Raw genomic sequence first — 16,604 nt, 5'->3', positions numbered from 1 at the left:
ATGAAGCTGGTCCTGTTCGATTGCGACGGCACGCTGGTCGATAGCGCAGCCCTCATCCACGAAACGATGCGCCGCACCTTTGCCCAGTTCGGCAAGCCTGAGCCGACCGTCGAGGCGACAAAGTCGATCATCGGCCTGACGCTGGATATCGCGATCGCTAGCATGCAGGGCAAGCCGCATGCGGATGACGAGGCCGTCGAGATGATGGCCTATTACAAGTCTCTGTTTGCCACTGTTCGTGCCGATCTGGATTACAGGGAGCCGTTGTTCGAAGGCATTCGCGAGGTGATCGATACGATTGGCCCGCGCGAAGACCTGCTGTTGGGCGCTGTCACCGGCAAGTCGCGCCGCGGACTGAATTCGGTGCTGGACACCCACGACTTCCGCAAGTGGTTTATCGTCAGTCGTACGGCGGATGATTGCCCCTCGAAGCCGCATCCGGCCATGGTCAGCGAATGTTGCGATGAAACCGGCATGCGTCCGGAAGACACCCTTGTCATCGGCGATGCGATTTACGATATGCAAATGGCAAAGGCGGCAGGCGCGACAGCCATCGGCGTTGCCTGGGGCTATGCCTCGATTGCCGAACTCAAGGCGGCCGGCGCTGATGTCATCGTCAACCATCCCCGCGAGCTTTTGAGCCATATCGGGTGAGGACTATTACGCGACCATGAGTGATCTTTTCGACCTGCCCGAGGGCCTGAGCCATCCAGATCCGACGCGCCGTGCGCAGATCCAGATGCACAAGCCTCTGCCAAAGCGCTTTTACACCGAGGCAGCCGTCGCTGCCGTGGAGGAAGGGCACGCCATCCATCTGGACGGCAAGCCTGTCCGCACGCCGGCCAAGAACCTTCTGCTGCTTCCGACGGCAGCACTTGCGGAACTGGTTCGCGATGAGTGGGCAATGCAGGGCGAGGTGATCGATCCCGGTACCATGCCGATCACCCGCCTGGTGAATACCGCGATCGATGGTATCGCGCAGGACACGCAGGCTGTCTTTGAGGATATCCTGCGCTTTTCCACCAGCGACATGCTGTGCTACCGCGCCGATGGTCCCGAAAACCTAGTTCTGCGGCAGAGGGAGCAGTGGGACCCAATCCTCGATTGGGCGGCGTCCAGCCTCGGCGCGCGCTTCATCCTGATCGAAGGCATCATGCCGCAGGAGCAGCCGCGCGAGACGATTTCCGCCCTGTCTGCCGCGCTTCGCAAATATGACAATGCCCTGGATCTGGCGGCACTTCATACCGTCACGACACTGACCGGCTCGGCGCTTCTGGCGCTCGCATTCGCGGAAGGGCAGATCAGCGCCGATGAGGCCTGGGCACTTGCGCATCTGGATGAAGACTGGACGAACGAGCATTGGGGTGTCGACGCGGAAGCAGAGCTTCGGCGGTCGAAACGCGAACAGGAATTGCGCGCGGCGGTGGCAGTATTTCGGTCGCTGCGGTGAGCGACTTAACGGAATTCTAACCGTGTTTGTGGATGATCGGGGAAATGTTTCCGGTGATCCATGCGAGCGCTTCTCTTTCGCATCTTTGTGTCCCTTCTGGCCATCGTTGCTCTTAGTAGCTTCCGCATGGCAGAGCAGAAACGTGCGCCTGAAACCCATCTTCTTTACGATGTTCGCGCGGCCTTCGTGACTGCGAAACCGGACGTATCGAAGGATCTCGTCTCGGAAACCAATCGTCTGGTGGAGCAGGCCATTCGTGCGACCTTCCGACAGGTTTCCTTGCCGCGGACGGTTTTGACCATCCGCATTTCAAGAGCGACGAAATTCCCGCTTCTGGTCGGCGCCCGCTATTCGGCCGATATATCCGTGGATGCTACGGCAGTCGGCAATGGCGAGAAGATCGCAGCCGGAACGTTCTCGGTTTCGACATTCGCTCTGAACCACGAGCACGCCGATCATGTTCTTGCGGACCGAATCTGTGACCGCATCGTCTCGGAGTTTCGCCTGCAGGATAGCGGCCCATCATCCCTGGCGACGGCGCTTTTCCCCTAGATACCGAAGGGTTGACGAAGTCGATCCTATTCCTCAGGTTGCACTCGCCCGTTTCTGCTGTGAGGCCAGGAACGGATTACATTGCAGCATATCTGGGAGGATATATTCAAATGCTACCAAAAGGTATGGTTTTAGCGGTTGCGACTACATTGATGCCTATCAGTGCTTCCTCGGAAAATCGATTCGATCGCATACGCCCGGATGCGCCCGAGTTGGCCTCTTATGGCTCCCACACCATCGGTGTCAGAACGATCAAGGTGGTCAATGCAAAACAGGTGAATGTGTTGAAGGCACAGGCGGGTGAGGACTTGCCGACGTATGACCGGCCGCTGACCCTTGAAGTCTGGTATCCGGCCAAGGTCGAAACACCTGGTGGCGACTATCGCGTCTTCATGCGCGATGGAAAGACCGAAGTGACCATTTCCGGTCGCGCTGTGCGCGACGCGACGCCCGAGACGGTGATGACAAAGTTTCCGTTGATTATCCTCTCGCACGGTTTTCCTGGGAACCGCTACTTGCTCGCGCATCTGGGAGAAAACCTTGCCAGCAAAGGCTATGTGGTCGCATCCATCGATCATACGGATAGCACCTATAACGATCGCGCCGCCTTCGGCAGTACGCTTGTCAATCGTCCGCTAGACCAGAAATTCGTGCTTGATGAGATAACGCGCCTGAGTGAACAGCCAGGAAACTTCCTCTCGGGCCTTGTGGATCCGTCGCAAACCGGACTGATCGGTTATTCGATGGGCGCTTATGGTTCCATGATTACCGCGGGTGCCGGCATATCACCATCTGGCGTGGCGTTAAAATCTGTCGGCGTTGCCGATAATGCCCCAGCGAGGACGCTGGCAATTCATCAAGCGCGCAGCGAGAGCCATGCCAAGCTCTTCGATCCGCGTTTCAAGGCGATCATTGCCATTGCTCCCTGGGGCTACCAGAAGGGGTTGTTCGATGCCGAGGGACTGATGGAAGCCAAGGTGCCGATTTTCTTCATGGGTGGCAGCGCCGATGATGTCGCTGATTACAACAAGGACATCAGGGTTTTCTTTGAGGGCGTCAAGAAGGTTGATCGCTACCTGTTGACCTTCGAGCATGCCAACCACAATGCTGCGGCTCCCATGCCGGCGCCTGCGGAAAGCTGGCCCGTCAACGCGGATCTCGGTTTCTCGCCCTTCGATCATTATGGCGATGCAGTATGGGATACAGTCAGAATGAACAACATCGCCCAGCATTTCGCCACCGTCTGGTTCGATCTCAAGGTCAAGGGCGATCAGTCCAGGGCCGCTTATCTTCAGTTGGTCGAAGATTCGGAAAAGGGTGTTTGGGCGACGAACCCGGACGGTACGCCGAAGCCGGAGCATAACTACTGGAAGGGCTTCCGTAACCGTACAGCGAAGGCATTGAAGCTGGAACACCGCGCTGCTGACTAACGCGCTTATCTCGGTGCTCCGGGGCAGATACTACTCCGGAGCCGAGAGCCTATCAGGGCTAAATGGAATCGTTCTGCCGGAAGCATTTTTTGTCAGGATCAAGGCTTTCGGCGAAGGGCATACCTCCTGGTACGGTCGAGACGAAAGCCGAAGATAATGGCGGAAAATGATCCGGCCCTTCGGGTTGGCTGAGGCGGGGTCATCTGCTTTGTCGAGCGGCTTGGCCGTATGCTTCGGCTACGGCGCGCGCCGCTCTCCTTGCATCTGTTCCCGCCTGAGCCAACTGAACTGTTTCCATTTAACCCTGATAGGCTCCAGCTCAAATCTTTACGTCTTTATTTAAATTATCTGAAATTCCTGGTGAGGCAGCCAAGACAAGCCGAGAAACTGCACAGCGGGATCAATAGGTTGTGATCCAAATTCCACTTTAGTTGATTTAAATTTTTTTAAGGTTCCGGCTAACCCTCAGCCCGCAATTCGTACCACGGAGAGGGTAATGTCTATTTCTGAACGTCTCAATTCCTTGCAGCCCCAGGCTTTGGCGGTTCTGCGCATCATGACGGGCCTGCTGTATCTTGAGCACGGCACCATGAAGCTTCTTGCATTCCCTGCCGCACAGATGCCGGGTCCGCTTCCGCCGCTCCTTCTTGTGGCCGGTATCCTGGAACTTGTGGGTGGTGCACTATTTGCCATCGGCTTCCTGACACGCCCTGTCGCCTTCATCCTCTGCGGCCAGATGGCCGTTGCCTATTTCATGGCACATTTCCCGAAGGCGTTCTTCCCCGCAATGAACGGCGGCGACGCGGCCGTCCTCTACTGCTTCATCTTCCTGTTCTTCATCTTCTCCGGCGCTGGCGCCTGGGCTGTCGACAAGAAGAAGTAACCTGTTGCGCGTGCCCCGTTACCTCAATGGAACGGGGCTCGCATTTTGCGATCAGCTGGACATTTTCAGTCCCGCCACCCCGGCCAGAATGAGGCCGATGGATGCCAGACGGGTGATTGTCGGTGGTTCGGCGAAAAGCACCATCCCCAGAATGACGGCCCCTGCGGTTCCCAAGCCCGTCCACACTGCATAGGCTGTGCCGACCGGCAGATCACGAAGCGCAAGCCCCAACAGGCCAATGCTGGCAATTATGCACATCACCGTCAAAAGGCTCGGCGTGAGCTTTGTAAAGCCTTCGGTATATTTCAATCCGATTGCCCAGCCGGTTTCAAGAATTCCAGCAAGCAGAAGATAGATCCAGGGCATTGATCGCTCCTTTTCAAAGAGCGAGGCCGTCCCCGCGGATTAGCGCGCTGATTCTGCGCAGGCGGTCGTCCGCCTACGCATTATATGGGCGCGTCAGTTTCTCCTTCAGCCGCTTCAGCCGAGGCGCTCTGCGTGCCAGCGCAGGTGATCATCCATGAAGGTGGAGATAAAATAGTAGGAGTGGTCGTAGCGCTCTTGCATGCGCAGCGTCAGTTTAATGTCCGTCTCCGTGATCGCCTCTTCGAACAGCCAGGGACGCAGACCGCTTTCGAGGAAGCTGTCGGCCGTACCCTGGTCGATCAGGAATTCCGGGAAGCGCGCACCGTCCTCCACCAGTGCACAGGCATCGTATTGCCGCCATGCGGCACGATCAGCGCCAAGATATTTCTCCAATGCCGGAGCAGACCAATCTGCCGTCGAAGGTTGCACGATGGGGGCGAAGGCGGAGCAGCTTTTGAAACGATCTGGGTTTTTGAGCGCGATGGTCATGGCGCCATGGCCGCCCATGGAATGGCCGAAAATACCCTGTCGGTCCATATCCACGCGGAATTGCTGGCTGACGAGCGCCGGGAGTTCCTCAGTGATGTAGGTGTACATCCGGTAGTGGTCCGCCCAGGGCTTCTCTGTGGCATCCAGATAGAAGCCCGCGCCCTTGCCCATCTGCCAATTTGTCAGCTCGTCCGCCACGTCATTGCCGCGCGGGCTGGTATCTGGGCAGACGATGATGAGGCCGAGTTCGGCCGCCATGCGTCTGTATTCGCCCTTTTCCATCACATTCGCATGAGTGCAGGTGAGACCTGAAAGGTACCAGAGAACGGGGCGCTTTTCGTGGATTGCCTGTGGCGGCACGAAAACGGCAAATGTCATCTCGCACTTGCAGGCGTCCGACTCATGCTGGAAAACGCCCTGCATGCCACCGAAAGCGGTGTTCTGGGAAAGGACTTTCATCGGGAAGACTCCGGTGTCTCTATCAGTTGGCAAGGGAGACCACCGCGTTAACGGCGGCGGCGACCAGGATAGTGTTGAAGAAGAAGGCGAGCACGCTGTGCGCGAGATTGATCCGGCGCACGGCTGTCGTTGTAATGGCGACGTCCGATGTCTGGGCGGTCATCCCGATCACGAAAGAGAAATAGATAAACTCCCAGCCACTGGGTTCATCCGTTTCGGGGAAGCTGAAGCCGCCCTGCTGGACCAGTTTTCCCTCCGTATCGGCCACGCGTCGCCAGTAATGGTGGGAGTAATGCATGGCGAACATGGTGTGGATTGTCAGCCAACCCCCGATAACCGATAGGAATGCGATAGCGACCTTGACGGCGCTGTGATCGTGCGAGCCGTTCAAGGCGTTGAAGAGTGCGGCAATCGTTGCCACGACAGTCATCAGGGTCACAAAGAGAATGACATAAGCCGGCGCGTCGTCGCGCTCCTTGCTCGTCTTCAGGCGAGCGACCGTCAGGTGTGGGATGCGCAGTGCCATCATGCCGAGATAGGCGAAGAAGAAGCACAGCGCGGCGATTTCAAGCGCCAGATGCGGCACCAAATAGAACAGCAATGGCAGCGGCAGGATGCCGGCGGCGGTTGCAACATAGAAGGGGCTGCGTCGGCGGTGGTGCCATTTGGTGGCGGGTGTCATGGCGTCGTGTTCCCTTCTGTCGCAGCCTTCGCGCGACGGCAGAGCCTATCCAGAGTTTCCAGGAAGCGCGAGCGGTCCTTTGGCGCGAAGGGGGCATTGTAGCCCTTGCTCTCGCCGGTTTCGCGTAGATGCTGCCCGAGGTTGCGCATGGCGCTTGCCATGCCGATATTGGTCTCGTCAAAGATCCGGCCGCTTGGTCCCGTTACCAGTGCAGCCTTTGCCACACAGCGTACCGCCAGAGGAACATCAGCGGTGATAACGATGTCGCCCGCCGCCACATGGTCCACGATCCAGTCGTCTGCGGCATCGAAGGAACCGGAGACGATGACATTGCGGATCATTGGATCGCGCGAAGGGCGCAGGCCCGAATTGGCGACGAAGGTCACTTCCAGCGCGTGGCGTTCCGCGACCTTGATGATCTCGGCTTTGACAGGGCAGGCATCGGCATCGACGTAGATCATCATCTCACCAGTTCAGTTCCGGGATTTCGCCGTTAAACCAGGCCGGCTCATGCACGAAGTCCAGCGCCTGCGGCAGGTGGCGCCTGAGGCTGCCGAGCGGGGGCAGGGGCGAATCCTCTCCCCATGGATCGATCGCATTCTTTTCCAGAATGACGGAGATCTCATCTTCTTGCGTCAGGCAATGGACGTTGCTGCAATCGAACCCGGCCAGAACCAGATGGTAGAGAACGAGACCGGCGTTCCAGATGGAAAGCTCCCCCTGCAGCATTGGATGGCGAAGCGCTGGCACAGTAAGACCAAGGATGGAGCGCTCCGGCAGCAAATCATGCAAACGACGCAGAAAGCGTTGCGGATCGCGTTCCTGCTGGAGGACGTTGATCGCGATGATGCAGTCGAACGTCTTGGGCAGCACCGAGGAGTGGACAGTCCCGGTGTGAACGATGAGCTCTGCCGAAAGGTCAGCGAGCGGCGTCTCGGGCCGTACGATCGTGCTCACACTTAGACCGGATGCGAGAAGCATGTCGCATCGCCGCTGCCACCCTGCGCCGAAATCCAGAACCGTGTCGAACTCGTGCGTTTCAAGTAGCTTGGCGAGCATCGCCGCGCCAGGCAGTTCGTGGGTGTCAGGCACAAGATCGCTGGCGGCAAGTTGCGCCTGACCAAGATGCTGCTTCAAGAGCTCCAGACGCTTCCGCAGCATCCGGTTTTCGATCTGCAGCGGCTCCAGTACCTCGTGCATCATGGATTGCAGCCGACGTATCTGCTCCTGCTGTGCAACAATCAGCGGTTCGCTTGCTTCCGATCCTTTGACTGTATCTGTTGTCAAACCTCGGGCAAGCCGTTCCGCAAGGCTGATGACCGGCGCTGCATTCTCTGAAGGATCATTCTCCTCCGGATGGTACCCGGAACCGGACAGGACAATGTCGTCGCCGATTTGGAATTTCTGACTGGAAAACACGAAAGAAAACGCGCAGTCGCGAAGCGAGCCTTCGTCTGTCCGCACCTCGATGAGCGCATGCAAACCGTCGCAAGAGAGAATCGCGGGGGTGCAGACGCTCCCTGTATTTGGGCACGCCCGGAGATCAGCCGAGTCGATGCTGACCAATGGTGGGCGAAAGACGATGAGGTACTGACCAACCGCCTTGCGGACAACGTGAAATCCCTCGCCGTGCAGGACCTCACCATCTGTTCCGACCGAACCTGCTACCACCCGTTCCGACATGCCTGCTCCTGTGGTGCGCCAGCAAATGCGATGGCGCGAATATGGGCGGCTCATCACCGCCCATTCTTGGCAGAAGGCAATACGATGCTGATCAGTAGATCACAACCGATCGGATGCTTTCGCCCCCATGCATCAACTCAAAACCCTTGTTGATATCTTCGAGCGGCATGGTGTGGGTAATCATCGGGTCGATCTCAATCTTGCCGTCCATATACCAATCGACGATCTTCGGCACGTCTGTGCGACCACGTGCACCGCCAAAGGCGGTGCCCATCCAGCTACGGCCCGTCACAAGCTGGAAGGGGCGTGTGGAGATCTCCTGGCCAGCGCCAGCAACGCCGATCACCACTGATTTACCCCAGCCGCGATGCGAGGCTTCCAGCGCCTGGCGCATAACTTTCGTGTTGCCAGTGCAATCGAACGTGTAGTCGGCGCCGCCGATCTGGTCGGCACCGCGCTTCGTCATGTTGACAAGATAGGGCACAAGATCGTCGCCAACTTCCTTTGGGTTGACGAAATGCGTCATGCCGAAGCGCTCGCCCCAAGCCTTCTTGTCGTTGTTGAGATCAACGCCAATGATCATGTCGGCACCCGCAAGACGCAGACCCTGGATGACGTTGAGGCCGATGCCGCCGAGACCGAAGACGATGGCTGTCGCACCGATCTCCACCTTGGCGGTGTTGATGACGGCTCCAATGCCTGTCGTCACGCCGCAACCGATATAGCAGATCTTGTCGAAGGGCGCGTCCTGGTTGACCTTGGCCACTGCGATTTCCGGTAGCACCGTGTAATTGGCGAAGGTGGAGCAGCCCATATAGTGATGGATCTTGTCCTTGCCGATAGAGAAGCGGCTGGTGCCATCGGGCATGAGGCCCTGGCCCTGGGTGGAGCGGATCGCGGTGCAGAGGTTCGTCTTGCGTGACAGGCAGGAGGGGCATTCGCGGCACTCCGGCGTGTAGAGGGGAATGACATGATCGCCCTTCTTCACGGAGGTTACGCCTGGGCCCACATCCACGACGATACCCGCACCCTCATGGCCGAGAATGGCGGGGAAGAGGCCTTCCGGATCAGCGCCCGAGAGTGTGAAGTCGTCCGTGTGGCAAATGCCTGTGGCTTTGACTTCGACCAGGACTTCACCTGCACGCGGACCTTCCAGCTGCACGGTCATGACTTCCAGTGGCTTGCCAGCCTGTACGGCAACGGCGGCGCGGACATCCATAATGTGTTCTCCCTAAATTTCGCGAGTCGCACGGACATTGGCATGCTGGCCTAATCGGCTCAAGCCGAAAGGCGGCATCGGAGGGGATGATGAACGACACATGCGGATGCACGGTCTCGTCAGAGATCTAGGCGGAAATATCCAGGCAATCATCCTGATCGCGCAACCGCGCGACGAACTCGTTCCAGGCCGGATCGTGGGCTTCGGGCGGTGCTATTGCGTCGATCGCCATCAGAACCATGCGTTCCAGCGGCATGAGCATGACGTGGCCACGGTCAACAGCTGCACGCAGGACCCGCCATATCGCTTCCATGTCGTGTTGCGAGATGCCTCTAACCTCGAGATCCTGATCGGCTATGTCGAGCAACCGAGCCATCAGGCACTTTCGGATCTGATCGAGCGCGAAAGCCGAGAGGCTGACGGGCGTTTCTGCCGCGATCTCGATGCTGTGGAGGAGAACTTCCATTTCCAGCGCGCTCTGAATGGTCCCGCTCGGCGCCAGAAGTCGCTGAAGCCACCGGCTTTTCGATTCACTGAGCGTTCCCGCAGGCTGCAAGTGGTGCACAACGAAGAGCGCCAGAGATTCGACGAAATAGCTTTCCCATTCTGGGCAGGGCACTTCACAGTTGCGGCTGATGGTGATGAGCATATGCGCATCAGCCCAACTCGTGACGCCATCAGGAAGAGAATATTTGCGCAGCAGCATGACATCGCTGCTGGAAATGCTGTTCTTTCCGGCAAGCATGCACGCGGGAAAGGGAAGACCTTCAACACTCATCTTACTGCTCCGTTTCATCATGAAACTGGATTTGACATCAGACCGATTCAATTCGGCGGGACGCATAGAAGAAACGTTCACGTCACCCTGCGTCGCGGAACCGACTATCAATTCCGAATCGTTGATAATAGATGAACCGGAGCAGTTAACCGGCAGTAAGGCTGCTGTGGTTTGCTGCCGCACTGCGTGCCGCATTGATACGCTCGCGCCAGATGATGAAAAGGCCGGAAGCGACGATCACCACAATGCCCGACCACTTGGAGAGAGTAGGAAAATCGCCGAACAGAAGATAGCCCAGCACAGTCGCGGAAATAATTTCGAAATACTGGAATGGTGCCAGCAGCGAGACCGATGCTAGGCGGAAGGCACGCACCACGAGCAGATGCACATAGCCGGACAGCGATCCAAGAATCAGAAGCAGGATGAGACCGAGCGGCGAGCCGGGCAGGGAGAGGCTGAAGTCTCCGACGCCCGCAGAATTGCCCGCCAGCAATACAGTGCCCATCAAAGCCGTGCCGCCAATGCCTGACATCATCTGCATGGTCAGCGGTGAGTCGCCTTCTCCCAGAGCCCTGTTGAGAAAGAGATACAGCGTGAAGAGCGCCGCACAGGCAACAGGAAGCAGGGAGGTCCAGCCGAAGATGGCAAAGCTCGGCTGGATAACGATCATGGCGCCGCCAAAGCCGACGAGGATCGCCAGCCAACGCCGCCAGCCGACCTTCTCGCCAAGGAACAAGGCCGAGAGAATCGTCAGCATGAAAGGCTCGACGAAATAGATGGCGAAGACATCGGCCAGCGGCATGTATTTGACCGCCGCGAAGAACATCAGGCTGGCGCTGGCATGCAAAGCGCCGCGCAGCAGGTTCATCCAAGGGCGCTTGACCTTGGCGAAGCTGCCAACCTGCCAGAAGAACAGTGGCGCCAGAACCACGAGCTGCACGAAGAAGCGGTAGAATGTGACTTGCCCCGGGGACATGGTCTCAAACGTCGCCATGTATTTGGCGATCGCGTCCATCATCGGCAGAACGACCATACAACCCGCCATCAGTGCCATGCCCTTGACGGAGTTTTCTGTGGTCGTGGCAGTGGCTGGCATCGCGATCATCCTGTGGTGCCATCATCAACCACAGGCGGTCATGACTCGGCAAGATCTGCATAACGCTGAGTGGTGGCAAAACCACACGAGCGCTGCCTTGCAGTTATTGAGGCTTGAAAGATAAGGGGGGCGAGTACAATGAATTATGTGGTGAGAACGCTGGGATTCGAACCCAGGACCTACTGATTAAAAGTCAGTTGCTCTACCGGCTGAGCTACGCTCTCTCACTGGCGCGAAGCGCGTCTTTGAAAGTGCGCGGAACATATGCAGATGGGTCCCTGCGGTCAACCCGGCAAAATGGAAAATTTGCACAGCGTCAACAGAGGAAAAATGCGGCCATGGGAGAGGGGAACCAAGTGCTCCGCGCATGCTTCATAAACGTCACCGAGTATCCACAAGTAGCCTGGCAGATACTGAAAGCGTTGGTTCGATTCTGAGAAGTCAGATGAGGGGATTATCGCAAGAGATTAAAAGGCAACAAAAAACCCGGCCGAAGCCGGGTTTGTTTGGTGCGGTCGAGAAGACTCGAACTTCCACGGGTTGCCCCACAGCGACCTCAACGCTGCGCGTCTACCAATTCCGCCACGACCGCATCGTGGTAGGCCTTCTTGCGTCGGCGAGGGAGCATCTAGCAAAGGGATTTGATGCGCGCAAGTGCGTCGTGACAGATTTTTGAAAGATAAAATTGGCCTGTGGATACCTATATAGAAGAAGCCTTGCATTGCAGGCCTTTTGGCATGCAATGCAAGAACACGACATTTTTCGCTGACGAGACTGGCCATGCTGACCCGCACCGATCTGAACCTGACCATGCTGCCGATACCAGGCTCTCCACCCGTTCGCTGGCGCATTTCCGATTCCCTCATCCCATACGATGAAGCGATCGCCACCATGGAACGGGAAGTGGCCGACATCGCCGAGGGGCGTGCGGACGAACTTGTCTGGCTGCTGGAGCATCCGCCACTCTACACGGCCGGCACCAGCGCCAACGCCGCTGACCTGATCGAGCCGGACCGGTTCCCTGTGTTTGCCACAGGACGCGGTGGCGAATATACCTATCACGGTCCCGGCCAGCGTGTGGCCTATGTCATGCTGGACCTGAAACGCCGCCGTCAGGATGTGCGGGCCTATGTGGCGGGTCTGGAAGAAGTGATCATCCGCTGTCTGGCCTCCATGAACGTGCGCGGCGAGCGCCGCGAGGACCGCGTCGGCGTCTGGGTGCGTCGTCCGGAGAAGCCGCCGCTGCCGGATGGAACCATTGCCGAAGACAAGATCGCGGCGCTCGGCATTCGCCTGCGCCGGTGGGTGAGTTTCCATGGCCTGTCGCTCAACGTCAATCCGGATCTGTCGCACTTTTCCGGCATCGTGCCTTGCGGCATCTCTGCCTATGGCGTGACCAGCCTTGAGGACCTCGGCATGCTCGTGATGATGCAGGACGTGGACATGCGCCTACGCGAAGCCTTTGAGGAGGTTTTTGGCTCGACGGTGACGGAGAGAGACCGTTGAGGATGTCCCGAGTTGACAAGTGCAAAAGGGCGATGCTCATGCATCGCCCAAGCCCGTTGTCATTAACTCGTCAAGACTGCCAAGGGCCATGAAACGCGGCCAATGCCCGTCATTTCGCCCCATCAGCAGGCGCTGTAAGCAGGACCAATGTGATTGCGTCTAGATGAATAGCAGATTGGCGCGGTCAATGAACTCAACGTCTTGTCCGGTCGGCATCTCGACCGTACCAATCTGATGCAAATAGAGATACGGAGAGGAGCCCTCCTTTGGAACATCCGCGTAATAAATGTAAAATTGCGGAATTTTAGGGGCACCCACCAGAAAATAAGCTTTCCCACCGCCTTGGACAGAGAACCAACCCTCGTCGATTAGTCGGCTAAGGCTCTGCATATCAGAGGGAACGTTGGAGAAGATGAGCGCCACTTGGTTTGTCACATCCGCTCCGTCTCCTTTGAGGCCTCCCCTTGTTGGGTCGACCTGGAATGGCGTGGTGTAAGTCTTCGGCGTACCTGTCGCGTCGACCACATCCTTGACGTCGAAAGCGAGTATTCCCTTGGTGCCACCAACCTGGGGATCGCCCCCGCGAAAACCCTTTATCTGCAATAATCCACTTTGCGTCCAGTCTGGGGGCAATCTGTCTTTGCCATTGATATAAATTGTATCGAACCCTCCGCCGGAGATATCCACGGTATCCCGCCCGCTGCCAGGGTCGATTTTGTCGTTACCACTACCACCCTTGATGGTGTCGTTTCCGGCCTGGCCGTAGATCGTCCAGTTGTTCACCGAGCCTGATTTGTCGATGATGTCAGCGCCGTCGGTTCCTGTAAAGGTCGAGTCCTCCACAAGGTCGCGGATGGCGAAGTTGACGGACTGCGTGGTCGCGTTTCCGGCTTGATCCGTTGCGATGACTTTGAAGGAGGTAGGGTTACCGGCTGCTTCGAAATCGAAGCTCCGGTTGGCGGTGACAGTTCCATCCGCCGAAATGGAGAAGTCTGCCTTGCTGCCATCATCCAGGGTGTAGACGACCGCCTGCTTGCTGTTATCAGCGGTTGTCGCCTTGTAGACGATGGCGTTGACGCTGTTGTTCTCATCAATGGTAGCGCTGGAGCCCGAAGAAAAGACCGGCTTAGTGTCATCCTTCACATTAAAGGTGATTGTCTGGGATACACTGTGTTGTCCATCAGAGACGGCAACATCGATCGAAGCCGTCTTCATCTGACCGTAATCGACGGCCCTGAGCAGCTTGATCGTGCCATCTGCATTGACCGCAAACAACGACTTGTCACCGGTGGATAGCGAGTAAATCAGCTTGTCGTTATCCGGGTCGGTGGCCGCGGCGGTGTAAATGGTTGCGCCAATGGCGCTGCTGTCTTTGAGGTCGACACTGATGGCCGATGACGCGAATGACGGTGCGACATTGGCGCCGGGAACCTTGAGGATGCTGGCTGCACTTTCGTTTTTGTAACTATCTGTCGCCGTAGCAGTGAATGTAATGCCATTTTTCAAATCGAAGGTCGGAAGCGGACCGCTATATACCCATTGGCCGCTGCCGTTGGTTTCGACACTTCCGAAATAGGTTCCGTCCGCTTTCAGGGTAATGGTCGCCCGGGGCTCAGCAGTGCCGCTCAGCGATGAGCTTGCTTTGTCGTAGGTAATGCTTGGCGCATTGGGTGCAACATTGTCGTATGTCAAATACTCGACAGCCGCTGCACTTGTGTTGTTAGAAGAATCTGTTGCCGTGGCGGAAAAATAGACCTGAACATTGTTCTGGTTCGGTTTAATCCAGCCGTCGTATCTCCAGTCTCCGTTCGCGTCGGCTTTTACGGTGCCAAGAGATACAACCTGTCCGGCCGTTGCCCCAGCACCTTCGCTGATCAGCGTGACAGTAGATAGTGCTTCCGCTTTGCCAAAAAGCGTCTTGGTATCAACGTCGTACCGTATGACCGGCGGCCGGGGAGCCACGTTGTCATAGGTTACTTGGACGGTAGCGGTTAAGCTGGGGTTATTGCTCGAATCGGTAACAACTGCCGTAAAACCCAGTCCCGTGTTGTTGTTGTCCGGAAGCTTGGTCAGCGAATAGGACCAGATCTTGTCAGGGCCCACCATGATGCCAGTGGCGATAACGGTCTGGCCGCTTATCAGCGAAACAGTGGAACCGGGTTCCGCTGTCCCACTAAACGTTCGGGTGGTTATGTCGAGAGCGATAGCCGGCGCGTTCGGAACGACATTGTCGTCTTTCAGATAGAAGGTGCCCGCCCTGCTGACATTGCCCCATCCGTCGGTCGCAGTTGCCGAAAAAAGCACTGACACACCGTCTTGGTTTGGCCCAGACGAACCGTCATATCTCCACTCTCCGTTTGCGTCGGCCTTCACGGTACCAAGCGCCAAAGGAGTGTCGGTATTCGCATCCGCTCGTTTGCTAAAAAGCGTGATCGTCGATAGCGGTTCAGCAGTGCCGGTAAGGATCTTGGCGAACTTATCATAATGGAAAATGACAGGTGCCTGCGGAGCAACGTTATCGTACACTATATGTTCGATTGTTGCTGGACTGGTGTTGTTAGAGGTATCTGTTGCCGTTGCAGAAAAGAAGATCGGTATGCGTCCCGGGTTGGGACTAATCCAACCATCATACTTCCATATGCCTTTTTCATTGGCCGTTACGGTGCCAAGCGAGACAGTCGTGCTGCCTTTGGGGCCCGCGTTTTCACCCAGAAGCGTGATTGTTGACAGAGGTTCGGCCGACCCGAAAAGCGTCATCGTGCCCGCATCCATCCGAATGGTGGGAGCTCCAGGCGCTACGTTGTCATAAGCTGCCTCGACCGTGGCAGCGGCGCTGGTGTTGTCGCTCGCATCTGTGGCGAGGGCGCTGAATATGACAGCTTTCGATCCCGTATTGGTCGGAAGCGTGCCGTCGAATGTCCAATTGCCATTACCATCCGCCTTGACTGTTGCAAGATCAACGCCGTCGGCTTTCAGCAGGATGCTCGCACCTGCTTCTGCCGTTCCTTTCAACGTCTTCGAGTTCACATCAATGGCAACAGTCGGCGAAGATGGCGCCACATTGTCATAGACGGCCTTCACCGTCGTCGGCTTACTCACATTGTTTGCAGCATCCGTTGCGGTTGCCGTAAAACTTACCTCAGTGCCGTTGTTGACCGGCAGTTTACCCGCATAGACCCATTGGCCCTTCTGGTCGGCCTTGATGTCTTTTGCCAGAATTTGGGTGCCGACACTGAGGGTAATGGTCGATCCGGCTTCGGCCGTCCCGCTGATGCCAGCTTTGCTAGCAGTCATGGTAGGCGCGTCGGGAGGCGTTGTGTCCGGGGCAGGGCCGCTCTGGTCCGTGCCCCCGCTGCCTGGCGTCCCAGTCGTTCCGGTTCCTGATGTCGGCCCGCTGCCGGTGGCGTTTCCGGCAATCGTCTGCACTTTGGTGACTGTGGTATCTATGGTCGAGACCGTAGCAGGATTGTCTTTGGTGACGGTCGATAGAAACTCACGCGCCGCCTGTGCTGCGGTATTGCCCACATAGGCCGCGATCTTGGCGGGCGTATCGAGCCGAGCCGTAAAGAGATCGGCGGCAGCAACTTTCGTCGTAACCGTCTGAAGATCGCTGTCCTTGGCGCCATCCAGAATGGCAATCGCGATGTTGTTGATATTGAAGCGCCCGGATTGCATCTGCTGCACCCAGAACTGAATGCCAGAAGGCTCTCCCGCTCGACCAAGCAGCGACTGGTAGATGGCATTCACAACCTGCTCGCTGCTCATGCCCGCAAAGCGTGACTGGTATTCGGCCGTCCCGGTCAGATTGCCAATCCCGGATAGGTCGGTGCCGTTCTTCGTGACGCTGTTGAAATAGGCGAGGCCGGTTGGATCTGCAGGACGTCCGAACAGCGCGACGTAAATACCCTGAATACTGGCCATGTGAATTCATCCGCTCAATTATGATAGTTGAGCGGATGATCACTTTCTCACTTCGGCTTCAACGAATATGATCTATGAGGAAGCGGGCAT

Annotated in this window: 15 protein-coding genes and 2 tRNA genes; 6 read left to right on the top strand and 11 right to left on the bottom strand. The window is 57.3% G+C overall.

Features of this window, described 5'->3' with window-relative positions:
* From Q2T52_RS16880 to Q2T52_RS16860, 5 genes are all read left to right on the top strand, one after another.
* Nucleotides 1–654 (top strand): HAD-IA family hydrolase, encoded by a 654-nt coding sequence (locus Q2T52_RS16880; RefSeq protein WP_302077961.1) that lies wholly within the window; start codon nucleotides 1–3, stop codon nucleotides 652–654.
* Nucleotides 655–670: 16 nt separating this feature from the next.
* Nucleotides 671–1,450, top strand: coding sequence for an ATP12 family chaperone protein (locus Q2T52_RS16875; protein ID WP_302077960.1), 780 nt, complete (start codon nucleotides 671–673; stop codon nucleotides 1,448–1,450).
* A 126-nt stretch (nucleotides 1,451–1,576) separates the two neighbouring features.
* A complete protein-coding gene (locus Q2T52_RS16870) occupies nucleotides 1,577–2,002 on the top strand; it encodes a hypothetical protein (protein ID WP_302077959.1) in 426 nt (141 codons plus the stop codon).
* Nucleotides 2,003–2,214: 212 nt separating this feature from the next.
* Entirely contained in the window at nucleotides 2,215–3,432 is a 1,218-nt protein-coding gene (locus Q2T52_RS16865; RefSeq protein WP_302077958.1) for an alpha/beta hydrolase family protein, read from the top strand.
* A 496-nt stretch (nucleotides 3,433–3,928) separates the two neighbouring features.
* A complete protein-coding gene (locus Q2T52_RS16860) occupies nucleotides 3,929–4,315 on the top strand; it encodes a DoxX family protein (protein ID WP_302077957.1) in 387 nt (128 codons plus the stop codon).
* Between the two features lie 51 nt (nucleotides 4,316–4,366).
* On the opposite strand, the gene sugE is transcribed toward Q2T52_RS16860, so the two are convergent.
* The 10 genes from sugE to Q2T52_RS16810 form a co-directional block, all read right to left on the bottom strand.
* The gene (gene sugE / locus Q2T52_RS16855; protein ID WP_302077955.1) at nucleotides 4,367–4,681 is read right to left on the bottom strand and encodes a quaternary ammonium compound efflux SMR transporter SugE; all 315 of its coding nucleotides are present in this window, start codon (nucleotides 4,679–4,681) and stop codon (nucleotides 4,367–4,369) included.
* A 114-nt stretch (nucleotides 4,682–4,795) separates the two neighbouring features.
* On the bottom strand, nucleotides 4,796–5,629 hold the full coding sequence (gene fghA / locus Q2T52_RS16850; protein ID WP_302077954.1) for an S-formylglutathione hydrolase: 834 nt from the start codon (nucleotides 5,627–5,629) through the stop codon (nucleotides 4,796–4,798).
* 22 nt (nucleotides 5,630–5,651) lie between these two features.
* The gene (locus Q2T52_RS16845; protein ID WP_302077953.1) at nucleotides 5,652–6,311 is read right to left on the bottom strand and encodes a DUF1345 domain-containing protein; all 660 of its coding nucleotides are present in this window, start codon (nucleotides 6,309–6,311) and stop codon (nucleotides 5,652–5,654) included.
* Complete coding sequence (locus Q2T52_RS16840) at nucleotides 6,308–6,772, bottom strand: YaiI/YqxD family protein (RefSeq protein WP_302077952.1); 465 nt, start codon at nucleotides 6,770–6,772, stop codon at nucleotides 6,308–6,310. The genes Q2T52_RS16845 and Q2T52_RS16840 overlap by 4 nt, the downstream gene beginning before the upstream one ends.
* 4 nt (nucleotides 6,773–6,776) lie before the next feature.
* Nucleotides 6,777–7,994, bottom strand: a complete 1,218-nt coding sequence (locus Q2T52_RS16835) for a class I SAM-dependent methyltransferase (protein WP_302077951.1) — start codon at nucleotides 7,992–7,994, stop codon at nucleotides 6,777–6,779.
* A gap of 91 nt (nucleotides 7,995–8,085) precedes the next feature.
* Nucleotides 8,086–9,213, bottom strand: a complete 1,128-nt coding sequence (locus Q2T52_RS16830) for an S-(hydroxymethyl)glutathione dehydrogenase/class III alcohol dehydrogenase (protein WP_302077950.1) — start codon at nucleotides 9,211–9,213, stop codon at nucleotides 8,086–8,088.
* 127 nt (nucleotides 9,214–9,340) lie between these two features.
* Complete coding sequence (locus tag Q2T52_RS16825) at nucleotides 9,341–10,186, bottom strand: hypothetical protein (RefSeq protein ID WP_302077949.1); 846 nt, start codon at nucleotides 10,184–10,186, stop codon at nucleotides 9,341–9,343.
* On the bottom strand, nucleotides 10,137–11,087 hold the full coding sequence (locus tag Q2T52_RS16820; protein WP_302077948.1) for a DMT family transporter: 951 nt from the start codon (nucleotides 11,085–11,087) through the stop codon (nucleotides 10,137–10,139). The genes Q2T52_RS16825 and Q2T52_RS16820 overlap by 50 nt, the downstream gene beginning before the upstream one ends.
* Nucleotides 11,088–11,235: 148 nt before the next feature.
* Nucleotides 11,236–11,311, bottom strand: a tRNA-Lys gene (locus Q2T52_RS16815).
* Nucleotides 11,312–11,594: 283 nt separating this feature from the next.
* Nucleotides 11,595–11,679, bottom strand: a tRNA-Leu gene (locus Q2T52_RS16810).
* A 188-nt stretch (nucleotides 11,680–11,867) separates the two neighbouring features.
* Here Q2T52_RS16810 and lipB point away from each other — a divergent pair.
* The gene (gene lipB, locus Q2T52_RS16805; RefSeq protein ID WP_302077947.1) at nucleotides 11,868–12,593 is read left to right on the top strand and encodes a lipoyl(octanoyl) transferase LipB; all 726 of its coding nucleotides are present in this window, start codon (nucleotides 11,868–11,870) and stop codon (nucleotides 12,591–12,593) included.
* 159 nt (nucleotides 12,594–12,752) lie between these two features.
* On the opposite strand, the gene Q2T52_RS16800 is transcribed toward lipB, so the two are convergent.
* Nucleotides 12,753–16,514 (bottom strand): Ig-like domain-containing protein, encoded by a 3,762-nt coding sequence (locus Q2T52_RS16800; protein ID WP_302077946.1) that lies wholly within the window; start codon nucleotides 16,512–16,514, stop codon nucleotides 12,753–12,755.
* Nucleotides 16,515–16,604 lie beyond the last annotated feature (90 nt).

It is taken from the genome of Rhizobium oryzicola (assembly GCF_030504645.1).
Lineage (GTDB): Bacteria > Pseudomonadota > Alphaproteobacteria > Rhizobiales > Rhizobiaceae > Neorhizobium > Neorhizobium oryzicola.
Note: the sequence above shows the minus strand (reverse complement) of the source record. Positions and strands in the feature narration are given on the sequence as shown.

What these genes read in the sequence shown, in the direction of transcription:
- Q2T52_RS16880 (WP_302077961.1), top strand. Translation starts at nt 1, where the DNA reads ATGAAGCTGGTCCTGTTCGATTGCGACGGCACGCTGGTCGATAGCGCA.
- Q2T52_RS16875 (WP_302077960.1), top strand. Translation starts at nt 671, where the DNA reads ATGAGTGATCTTTTCGACCTGCCCGAGGGCCTGAGCCATCCAGATCCG.
- Q2T52_RS16870 (WP_302077959.1), top strand. Translation starts at nt 1,577, where the DNA reads ATGGCAGAGCAGAAACGTGCGCCTGAAACCCATCTTCTTTACGATGTT.
- Q2T52_RS16860 (WP_302077957.1), top strand. Translation starts at nt 3,929, where the DNA reads ATGTCTATTTCTGAACGTCTCAATTCCTTGCAGCCCCAGGCTTTGGCG.
- sugE (WP_302077955.1), bottom strand. Translation starts at nt 4,681, where the DNA reads ATGCCCTGGATCTATCTTCTGCTTGCTGGAATTCTTGAAACCGGCTGG.
- fghA (WP_302077954.1), bottom strand. Translation starts at nt 5,629, where the DNA reads ATGAAAGTCCTTTCCCAGAACACCGCTTTCGGTGGCATGCAGGGCGTT.
- Q2T52_RS16845 (WP_302077953.1), bottom strand. Translation starts at nt 6,311, where the DNA reads ATGACACCCGCCACCAAATGGCACCACCGCCGACGCAGCCCCTTCTAT.
- Q2T52_RS16840 (WP_302077952.1), bottom strand. Translation starts at nt 6,772, where the DNA reads ATGATCTACGTCGATGCCGATGCCTGCCCTGTCAAAGCCGAGATCATC.
- Q2T52_RS16835 (WP_302077951.1), bottom strand. Translation starts at nt 7,994, where the DNA reads ATGTCGGAACGGGTGGTAGCAGGTTCGGTCGGAACAGATGGTGAGGTC.
- Q2T52_RS16830 (WP_302077950.1), bottom strand. Translation starts at nt 9,213, where the DNA reads ATGGATGTCCGCGCCGCCGTTGCCGTACAGGCTGGCAAGCCACTGGAA.
- Q2T52_RS16825 (WP_302077949.1), bottom strand. Translation starts at nt 10,186, where the DNA reads ATGCGGCACGCAGTGCGGCAGCAAACCACAGCAGCCTTACTGCCGGTT.
- Q2T52_RS16820 (WP_302077948.1), bottom strand. Translation starts at nt 11,087, where the DNA reads ATGCCAGCCACTGCCACGACCACAGAAAACTCCGTCAAGGGCATGGCA.
- lipB (WP_302077947.1), top strand. Translation starts at nt 11,868, where the DNA reads ATGCTGACCCGCACCGATCTGAACCTGACCATGCTGCCGATACCAGGC.
- Q2T52_RS16800 (WP_302077946.1), bottom strand. Translation starts at nt 16,514, where the DNA reads ATGGCCAGTATTCAGGGTATTTACGTCGCGCTGTTCGGACGTCCTGCA.